Source organism: Streptomyces niveus (genome assembly GCF_001723055.1).
In the GTDB taxonomy this organism is placed as follows: Bacteria; Actinomycetota; Actinomycetes; order Streptomycetales; family Streptomycetaceae; genus Streptomyces; species Streptomyces niveus.
The window spans coordinates 1-8,814 of record NZ_MDCR01000390.1; the positions used below are offsets into that span (position 1 = coordinate 1).

At 73.1% G+C, this 8,814-nt stretch carries 11 protein-coding genes; 10 read left to right on the forward strand and 1 reads right to left on the reverse strand.

Annotated elements, in window-relative coordinates; genetic code table 11:
- The 5 genes from BHU15_RS34195 to BHU15_RS34215 all read left to right on the forward strand — a co-directional run.
- On the forward strand, nt 1-706 hold a 706-nt coding region (locus BHU15_RS34195), incomplete at its 5' end, for an alpha/beta hydrolase (protein WP_255293274.1).
- Nucleotides 707-886: 180 nt separating this feature from the next.
- Nucleotides 887-2,314 (forward strand): hypothetical protein, encoded by a 1,428-nt coding sequence (locus BHU15_RS34200; protein ID WP_079128573.1) that lies wholly within the window; start codon nt 887-889, stop codon nt 2,312-2,314.
- Nucleotides 2,315-2,557: 243 nt separating this feature from the next.
- On the forward strand, nt 2,558-4,156 hold the full coding sequence (locus tag BHU15_RS34205; RefSeq protein ID WP_069630680.1) for an ABC-F family ATP-binding cassette domain-containing protein: 1,599 nt from the start codon (nt 2,558-2,560) through the stop codon (nt 4,154-4,156).
- A 336-nt stretch (nt 4,157-4,492) separates the two neighbouring features.
- The gene (locus BHU15_RS34210) at nt 4,493-4,711 is read left to right on the forward strand and encodes a helix-turn-helix domain-containing protein (protein WP_023542602.1); all 219 of its coding nucleotides are present in this window, start codon (nt 4,493-4,495) and stop codon (nt 4,709-4,711) included.
- A gap of 129 nt (nt 4,712-4,840) precedes the next feature.
- Nucleotides 4,841-5,632: an enoyl-CoA hydratase/isomerase family protein gene (locus BHU15_RS34215; protein ID WP_069630681.1), complete on the forward strand. Its 792-nt coding sequence runs from the start codon at nt 4,841-4,843 to the stop codon at nt 5,630-5,632.
- A 15-nt stretch (nt 5,633-5,647) separates the two neighbouring features.
- Here the strand turns inward: BHU15_RS34215 and BHU15_RS34220 are convergent, their stop codons facing one another.
- A complete protein-coding gene (locus tag BHU15_RS34220; RefSeq protein ID WP_069630682.1) occupies nt 5,648-6,370 on the reverse strand; it encodes a hypothetical protein in 723 nt (240 codons plus the stop codon).
- A 92-nt stretch (nt 6,371-6,462) separates the two neighbouring features.
- Here BHU15_RS34220 and BHU15_RS34225 point away from each other — a divergent pair, with 92 nt between their 5' ends.
- Genes BHU15_RS34225 through amaP form a run of 5 tightly spaced genes read left to right on the forward strand, consistent with a single transcriptional unit; the run spans nt 6,463 to nt 8,787 of the window.
- Nucleotides 6,463-6,948 carry an Asp23/Gls24 family envelope stress response protein gene (locus BHU15_RS34225; RefSeq protein WP_069630683.1) on the forward strand — a complete coding sequence of 162 codons (486 nt, stop codon included), beginning with the start codon at nt 6,463-6,465 and terminating at the stop codon, nt 6,946-6,948.
- 35 nt (nt 6,949-6,983) lie between these two features.
- Nucleotides 6,984-7,175 (forward strand): hypothetical protein, encoded by a 192-nt coding sequence (locus BHU15_RS34230; RefSeq protein WP_023542607.1) that lies wholly within the window; start codon nt 6,984-6,986, stop codon nt 7,173-7,175.
- Between the two features lie 21 nt (nt 7,176-7,196).
- On the forward strand, nt 7,197-7,526 hold the full coding sequence (locus tag BHU15_RS34235) for an Asp23/Gls24 family envelope stress response protein (protein ID WP_069630686.1): 330 nt from the start codon (nt 7,197-7,199) through the stop codon (nt 7,524-7,526).
- A complete protein-coding gene (locus tag BHU15_RS34240; protein ID WP_069630684.1) occupies nt 7,523-8,203 on the forward strand; it encodes a DUF6286 domain-containing protein in 681 nt (226 codons plus the stop codon). The genes BHU15_RS34235 and BHU15_RS34240 overlap by 4 nt, the downstream gene beginning before the upstream one ends.
- Nucleotides 8,200-8,787, forward strand: coding sequence for an alkaline shock response membrane anchor protein AmaP (gene amaP, locus BHU15_RS34245; RefSeq protein ID WP_069630685.1), 588 nt, complete (start codon nt 8,200-8,202; stop codon nt 8,785-8,787). Before BHU15_RS34240 ends, amaP begins: the two co-directional genes overlap by 4 nt.
- Nucleotides 8,788-8,814 lie beyond the last annotated feature (27 nt).

Sequence of the window (8,814 nt, forward strand, 5' to 3'; positions counted from 1 at the left end):
ATCACCCAGGTGTCCCGGCTGCCGGGTACGAACCAGCCGGGACACCTGGGTGATCACCGCGCACGGCCTCGGCACCACCCCCGAGCACCCCATGAACGTCCTGGAGTTCCTGGTGGACCAGCAGCTCCCGGTCCTGAACCTGACCTACCGGGGCGACCAGGGCGCCCCGCGCTCCCCGGACGGCCTCGGTCACCTCGGCGACTCCGAGTGGCGCGACCTCGACGCCGCGATCCGCTTCGCCGTCCGCGGCGGCGCCGAACACGTCATCCTGTACGGCTGGTCCATCGGCGCCACGATGGCCCTGCACGCCGCAGGAAAGTCCGGACAGCGCGACCGGATCAAGGGACTCGTCCTGGACAGCCCCGTCCTCGACTGGGAGAGGACCCTGCGCGCCCTGGCCACCGCCCGCCGCACCCCGGGCCCGCTGCTGCCGCTCGCCGTGCGCGCCGCGCAGGGCCGGACGGGACTGCGCGGCGGCAGGCTGCCCGTGGTCGCCGACCCGGGCATGCTCCACGTCCCGGCACTGATCGTCCACGGCCCCGACGACGCCCTGGCGCCCTGGTACCCCTCCCGTGAACTCGCCGCCCGCCGCCCCGAGCTGATCACCCTCCACACGGTCTCGGACGCCCCGCACGGCGCCATGTGGAACGCCGATCCCACCGGTTACGAGGAGGCGCTCCGCCGCTTCCTCACCCCCCTCATGTAACCCCGCGGCCGTCTTCCCCACCCCTGTCGGCAACACCCGCGGGGTACCGCCCGCGACGCTCTCCGGCCGCCCCCGGCCGCCCTCCGGTCCCGCGTCTTCCCGGCGGTGTGACCGGCCGGTGGAGGCCCGGCCCGGAGGTTCCGTTTGGGCTTTCGGGCAATCAGCGGGAAGACTGCTCCCGTGACGTCCCGAAAGCCTGATGAGCAATTGGCGCGCAACTCCAGACTCCGACTCGTCCGCCCGCGAGCGTTGACCACGGCCCGACGGGCCGTGACCACCGGACGAACACGTCCGGCACCCCGTCCGCCGGAGGGCACACCGCCCCCCGCGGAGCTGGCCCGTCAGGCGCGGGCCGTACTGGCCGACGCCGTACGGATCGCCCGCTGGGCCGCGGCCGACCGGGACCCCGGCGCGGGCCCGCTCGCCCCGAAGGCCCGCGAACGGGCCGCCGCCGCCCTGGAGTTGACCCCGGACCAGGTGAGCGCGGGCTGGGACCGCGCCAGGCTCGCCGGGCTCGTCGAACTGCACGGCGGCACCGCGCGCCCCGGCTGGCGCCTGCGCGCCTGGGACCGTGACGACTCCGCCGTCCTGCGCGGCTGGGTCGCCCTCTTCGACGCCTGGTCACTCGTCCACGCCGCCCCCGCCGACGTCGCCCCCGCGACGGTCGCCGAGGTCGTCGAGGCCGTCCCCCAGGTGCTCTCCCTGCTCCAGCTCTCGGCCGGCCCCGTGCTCGTACCGGCCCTGCTCGACCTGCTCCAGCAGCGCGTCGCCGAACTGCGCGACGAGCGCTGCGAGGTCCCGTACGACCCCACGGCCGCGTCCGGCCCCACAGCCGCCCCGACCGCGTCGGCGCCGCGGCCCGAGCCGGCCCGGCCCGCCGACACGGTGCCGCTGCCGCCGCTGCTCGACTGGGCACTGGAGGGCCTGGCGGCCGTCGGCGCCCTGACCCTCGGCAAGGGCCAGGCGACCCTCACCCCGCTCGGCAACTGGGCGGTCTGGGTCAAGCTGGAGCAGATCTGCGTCGCCGCGCAGAGCCCGGCGGGCAACATCGAGCAGTCCGCCGACAACATGCTGCGCGGCTGCGCCCGGCTCACCCCCGGACCGGCCCGCGCCGAGTACCGCGCCTGGCTCGCCGCCCGCCCCGTCGGCAGCGCGGTCACCGAACTCCTCGCCGTGGCACGCGGCGCGGACGCCCTCCTTCGCGGACTCGCCTTCGAGGCACTGCGCGTCGTCGGCGCCCCCGCCGAGCCCGAGGTGCGCGCCGCCAGCGCCGAGCCCTCCGTACGCCCCTACGCGCTGCTCTGGCTCGCCGAGTACGACGGCACGGACCCCGAGGACGCGGCCGACGTCCTCACCCGCGAGGAGTCCACCTGGCTCTGGGTCGACACCGCGGCGGCCGTCGCCGACCACGGCGAGACCGCGCTGCTGGTCCGCCATCTCGACTCGGCCGTCCAGGGCACCGTCCCCGCCCTGCTCGACGAGGTCAGGGCCGTCGGCCATCCCCGCACCGTGCAGGTGCTGGTCGCGCTGGCAGCCGCGCACCCGGACCCGGCCCTCGCGAAAGCCGTACGCCGGGCGGCGTTCCAGGTGCACACCGGAGGAGCCTGACCGGCCCGGAGCCGGGCGCCCGGCGCGTACGACCTCCACACCCCTCACCCGCGCCTCCTGTGCCGCGCCGACGGGCGACCCGAAGACCCGGGCCGCCCGTCCCGGACAGACCCAGCCAGGCGTAAACCAGTTGTGCGGCCCCGGTAGACTCGGCCGCATGGCATTTCTCCTTGTGCATTAGCCGGCGTCGAAGAATCCCCTCCGCCCGCCCTTCCGCCGTCCATACCGCCCTGGAGTTTTTCCGTGATCACCGCCACCGGTGTCGAGTTGCGCGCCGGCGCTCGCGTCCTCATCGAGTCCGCTTCCTTCCGTATCGCCAAGGGCGACCGTGTCGGCCTGGTCGGCCGCAACGGAGCCGGCAAGACCACCCTCACCAAGTGCCTCGCGGGTGAGGGACTCCCCGCCGCGGGCACCATCACCCGCTCCGGCGAGGTCGGTTATCTGCCGCAGGACCCGCGCACCGGCGACCTCGACACCCTCGCCCGCGACCGCATCCTCTCCGCCAGGGACCTCGACTCCGTCCTGAAGAAGATGCGCGAGAACGAGGACCGGATGGCGAACGGCAAGGGCGCCACCCGCGAGAAGGCGATGAAGAAGTACGAGCGCCTGGAGACGGAGTTCCTGACCAAGGGCGGTTACGCCGCCGAGTCCGAGGCCGCCACCATCGCCGCCGCGCTCGGCCTGCCCGACCGGGTCCTCGGCCAGCCCCTCCATACGCTCTCCGGCGGTCAGCGCCGCCGCGTCGAACTCGCCCGCATCCTCTTCTCGGACGCCGACACCCTGCTCCTCGACGAGCCGACGAACCACCTCGACGCCGACTCCATCGTCTGGCTGCGGGACTACCTCAAGACCTACCGCGGCGGCTTCATCGTCATCTCCCACGACGTCGAGCTCGTCGAGACGGTCGTCAACAAGGTCTTCTACCTGGACGCCAACCGCTCCCAGATCGACGTCTACAACATGGGCTGGAAGCTCTACCAGCAGCAGCGCGAGTCCGACGAGAAGCGCCGCAAGCGCGAGCGGGCCAACGCCGAGAAGAAGGCCGCGACGCTCAACTCGCAGGCCGACAAGATGCGTGCCAAGGCCACCAAGACCGTCGCCGCGCAGAACATGGCACGCCGCGCCGAGCGCCTGCTCTCCGGGCTGGAGGCGGTACGCCAGTCCGACAAGGTCGCCAAGCTGCGCTTCCCCGACCCGGCGCCGTGCGGCAAGACACCGCTGACCGCCGAGGGCCTGTCGAAGTCGTACGGCTCCCTGGAGATCTTCACCGACGTGGACCTCGCCATCGACAAGGGTTCGCGCGTGGTCATCCTCGGCCTCAACGGCGCGGGCAAGACCACCCTGCTCCGTCTGCTCGCCGGGGTGGAGACCCCCGACACCGGCGCGGTGACACCGGGCCACGGTCTCAAGCTCGGCTACTACGCCCAGGAGCACGAGACGCTCGACCCCGACCGCTCCGTCCTGGAGAACATGCGCTCCTCCGCACCGGACCTGGACCTGGTCGAGGTCCGCAAGACCCTCGGCTCGTTCCTCTTCTCCGGGGACGACGTCGACAAGCCGGCCCGGGTCCTGTCCGGCGGCGAGAAGACCCGCCTGGCGCTGGCGACCCTGGTGGTCTCCTCCGCCAACGTGCTGCTCCTGGACGAGCCCACGAACAACCTCGACCCGGCCAGCCGTGAGGAGATCCTCGGCGCGCTGCGCACGTACAAGGGCGCGGTCATCCTCGTCACCCACGACGAGGGCGCCGTCCACGCGCTCGAACCGGAGCGGATCATCCTGCTGCCCGACGGTGTCGAGGACCTGTGGGGCGCCGACTACGCGGATCTGGTGGCGCTGGCCTGACGGCACGGGCGTGATCCACCGCGTATGGATCATTCGGCTCAGCGGTGATCCATCATCTGAGTGAGTGCGTCTCGTACTGTGGCGTGGCGTGCGGACGATCAAGCCGTTCGACGACCAGTTCCGTCAGCTTTCCCGCACACATCGCCTGACCTGCTGTTTCTTGTGCGGATCCGGCGACGGGTGTGTGCGCGCCGGTCTGGAAGTAGGGATTCCGTTCGTGTTCGAATCCTGAGCTCCGGCGAAGCTTGTGGTGCGAACCTTGCTGAATGGGTGGCCAGGAGCGCCCCGAGGGGTGATCATGAGAAGTCCAGAGCGCACTTCCATGAGGAGGCACGGGTGGCCGAGACTCTGAAGAAGGGCAGCCGGGTAACCGGCCCCGCGCGCGACAAGCTCGCGGCAGACCTGAAGAAGAAGTACGACTCCGGTGCGAGTATCCGTGCGCTGGCCGAGGAAACCGGCCGGTCCTACGGATTCGTCCACCGGATGCTCAGCGAGTCCGGAGTCACACTTCGGGGACGCGGTGGAGCGACACGCGGCAAGAAGGCCTCGGCCTGACGACCGCGTACCGCTTCTCCGGCCACCGGTTCCGCCGGTGACCACCCGGCCGGTCGTCGCGGTCGACCGGGTGGTTACTGTGCAGTCACTTAGCTTGTCGTGCTGACTGCACCGGACCGGAGGCACCCCATGACTTCGCTCGATCCCGTACTCGACAAGGACGGCGTACAGCTCACCGTCGAGGACGCCGTTGCCACGGTGACTCTGACCAACCCGGCCAAGCGCAACGCTCAGTCTCCCGCTCTGTGGCGGGCGTTGACGGAAGCCGGGCAGTCACTGCCGGGCAGCGTGCGGGTCGTCGTGCTGCGCGGCGAAGGCAAGTCCTTCTCCGCCGGCCTCGACCGGCAGGCGTTCACCCCCGAGGGCTTCGACGGTGAACCCTCCTTCCCGGAGCTGGCACGCCGCGACGACACGGACCTCGACGCGGCCATCGCCGCGTACCAGTCCGCCTTCACCTGGTGGCGCAGGAGCGACATCGTGTCGGTCGCCGCCGTCCAGGGACACGCCATCGGCGCCGGATTCCAGCTCGCGCTTGCCTGCGACCTGCGCGTCGTCGCGTCCGACGTGCAGTTCGCCATGCGCGAGACCAGCCTGGGGCTGGTCCCCGACCTCGGCGGCACGCACCCCCTGGTCGGCATCGTCGGCTACGCCCGCGCGCTGGAGATCTGCGCGACGGGCCGCTTCGTCCAGGCCGACGAGGCCGAGCGCACCGGCCTGGCCAATCTCGTCGTACCGCCGGGCGAACTCGACGCGGCGGTGCGGGACTTGACCGGGGCCCTCCTCGCGGCGCCGCGCGACGCGACGATCGAGACGAAGGCGCTGCTGCTGGGCGCCCCGGGGCGTAGTTACGACGAACAGCGCGCCGCCGAGCGCGCCGCCCAGGCACGCCGGCTGCGGGACCTGGCCGGCCTGGGGGACTGATCGGCCGCCGCGCGCTCAGCCCGGGACGTCGAGGGCCGTGATCAGCACGGCCACCGTCGGACGCCCCGGCAGCGACGCCGCGACCGCCCGGCTCACGGCACGGGCCACCTCCCGCGGGAGGTGGCCCGCCGCCGTCTCCAGCTCGATCCGGACATGGCCACCGGTCACGAGCACCGGCGGGCCGAGCGACCCGGACAGCCGGGCGACGCCGGGGACGTTCGCCGCGACGGCCGCCGCCGTGCCCTCCGGGGCGACGCCCGTTGCCCCGACCGGCTCAGCCGCCGCCGCGCAATCACCGGCGCCGGGATCGGCGTCCGGCTCCTTCTCCAGCAGCGCCGTCACCCGCAGGTCCACCCCCGTCACCCGCAGCCCCAGCCGGTCCACCGCGTGCGCGTACAGCGCCGTACGCAGCCGCTCGGCCGTATCCGGCAGCGGCTCACCCGCGACCGCCGCGAAATCCCCCTCGACCCGCAGCGCCCCCGGCGGCAGCGCGCCGGGCGGCGGGGGCACCGCGGGAGGCCGCGCCGAGGCGGGATCGGCCAGGCGGACCCGCAACCGGCCCAGCGCGGCGCCGGACACCCCCGCCGCCGTATGCCGCAGCGCGGCCGTCGCCGCCCGTTCGGCCAGCCACGCCCCGTCCGCCGCCTCACCCAGCGGAAGCAGCCGGCCGAGGCCGAGCCGTTCGCGTACCGCCGCGCCCCATCCGTCCGCACCGTCGCCATCGCGCCCTGTCGTCATGCCCTCAGACTGCCGCATTCCCGACGCGAGACCGGGCAAGACGCCCTAATGTGTGCAGAGAGTCCATCGGCGCCCGGAAAGGGACGAATCGCATGTCCGACACCGCACAGCGCAACCAGTCCGATCCCTCCGCCACCTCGTCGTCCGCCGACGAGCGGAAGACGTCCACCGGCAGGAAGGGCGGTGGCGACCCGGCCGCCCGCGGCCGGACCACCATCGCCGACGGGGTCGTCGAGAAGATCGCCGGCCTCGCCGCGCGTGACGTGCTCGGCGTCCACGCGATGGGCAGCGGCATGTCCCGTACCTTCGGCGCCGTGCGCGACCGGGTCCCCGGTGGCACCAAGTCCGTATCGCGCGGTGTGAAGGCCGAGGTGGGCGAGGTGCAGACCGCCCTCGACCTGGAGATCGTCGTGGACTACGGCGTGTCGATCGCCGATGTCGCCCGCGATGTACGGGAGAACGTGATCTCCGCCGTCGAGCGGATGACCGGCCTTGAGGTGGTCGAGGTCAACATCGCCGTCAGTGATGTGAAACTGCCCGACGAAGAGGACGACGAGTCCGAGTCCCGGCTCCAGTGACGGCCGGATCCGCACGACCGAACAGGAGTCACACGATGAGCATGGCGGTGGTCGGCCTGTTGGCCGGTATGGCACTGGCGTTCGCCGGATTCTTCGGCGGGTTCGGAGCCTTTCTGCTGGTGGCCGCGCTGGGCGCGGTCGGTTTCGTGGTCGGCCGTTTCCTCGACGGCGATCTGGAAGCGGGCGACCTCTTCCGCGGTCGCGACCGCGACGAACGCCGGCGGTGACCGCCCGTGGCCGGTGAACGGATGGCGGCTGCGGGGCGCGGGGCGACCACGATCGCCGACCGGGTCGTCGCGAAGATCGCCGCGCAGGCGGCGCGCGAGGCGCTGGACGGCGTACCGGAGGGGGGCGAGGCGCCGCACGCCAGCGTCCTGGTCCACCACGACGTGGCGCGCGTACGGATCGGTGTCGAGCTGGACTACCCCTGCGACATCGGCGCCAGGTGCGGTGCGGTGCGTCGCCGGGTCGCCGAGCGGGTACATGCCCTGGCGGGCATGGAGGTGCCCGAAGTGGCGGTCATGGTCGAAGGCCTCCACTCCGCCCAGTCGCGCGCCGCGCAGGGGAGGATCCAATGAGCGAACCGGTGGGCGAGGGGACCGAGCACCCCTCGGGTGCCGTCCGCGCGGACGTGATCGAACTGGACCAGTCCTCCTCCGCGGCCCGGTACGAGTCGAACCGGCCCACGCCGGGGGCGGACGACGCGGACGGCAAGGCGGGCCGCTTCTGGTCCTGGCGCCGTATCCCGGCGGCGGTGGTCGCCGCCGTCCTGCTCGGCGCGGCGGCGCTGCTCCTGTACGACGTCGTGGCTGTACGCGCCGACCATCCCGCCATGTACTGGCGCCGCTGGCTGGCCGGTCAACTCGCCACCCAGCCCCTGAACGACACCTGGGTCCTGGTCGGCACGGGGGTCGCGGCGGTCGTCGGACTCTGGCTGCTCCTCCTCGCCCTGACGCCCGGTCTGCGCGAGGTGCTGCCGATGCGGCGCGGCCCCGCGCGCGTACGGGCCGGGCTGGACCGGGAGGCGGCGGCGCTGATCCTGCGCGACCGGGCGCAGGAGGTCTCCGGTGTGCAGTCCGTACGCGTACGGGTCCGCCGCGCCAAGGTCCGCGTACGGGCCGTGTCCCACTTCCGCGAACTGGACGACGTACGCGCCGATCTCGACACCGCGCTGGGCACTGGCATCGGCGAACTGGGCCTCGTCAGACCGCCCGCGCTGTCCGTGCACGTCCGCCGGCCCAAGAAGAAGGGATGACGGGGATGATCAGGGTCGTCAACCGTGTCCTGCTGGGCCTGGTCGGGCTGGCGCTGCTCTGCGTGGGCGGCGGGTTGCTGGCGACGGGGCTCGGCGTGTCCGTACCGTCCTGGTGGCCGTACAGCGGAAAGAACGACGTCCTGCTGAGCGACGCGGACCGGCACCGGTGGCGCGAGCAGAGTTGGTGGTGGCCGGTCGTCATCGCCGTCCTCGCGGTCCTGCTGCTGCTGGCGCTGTGGTGGCTGCTGTCCCAACTGCGGCGCGCCCGGCTGGCGGAGGTGCTGGTCGACAGCGGCGACGGGGAGGGCGCGCTGCTGCGGGGACGCGCGCTGGAGCATGTGCTGGAGAGCGAGGCGCAGTCCCTGGACGGGGTGTCCCGGGCGCGCGTGCGGCTGACGGGCCGGCGCAGCGCGCCGCAGGCGCGGGTCCGGTTGCTGCTGGAGCCGCACGCGGCGCCCGGGGCGGCGCTGGAAGGGCTGACGCGGGAGGCGGTGGCGCATGCGCGGGAGTCGGCGGGGCTGGAGTCGCTGCCGACGGAGGCGAGGCTGCGGGCCGCGAAGCACCGGGCGCAGCGGGTGACCTGAGGCGTGCCGCCGCCGGGGCGCTGCCCC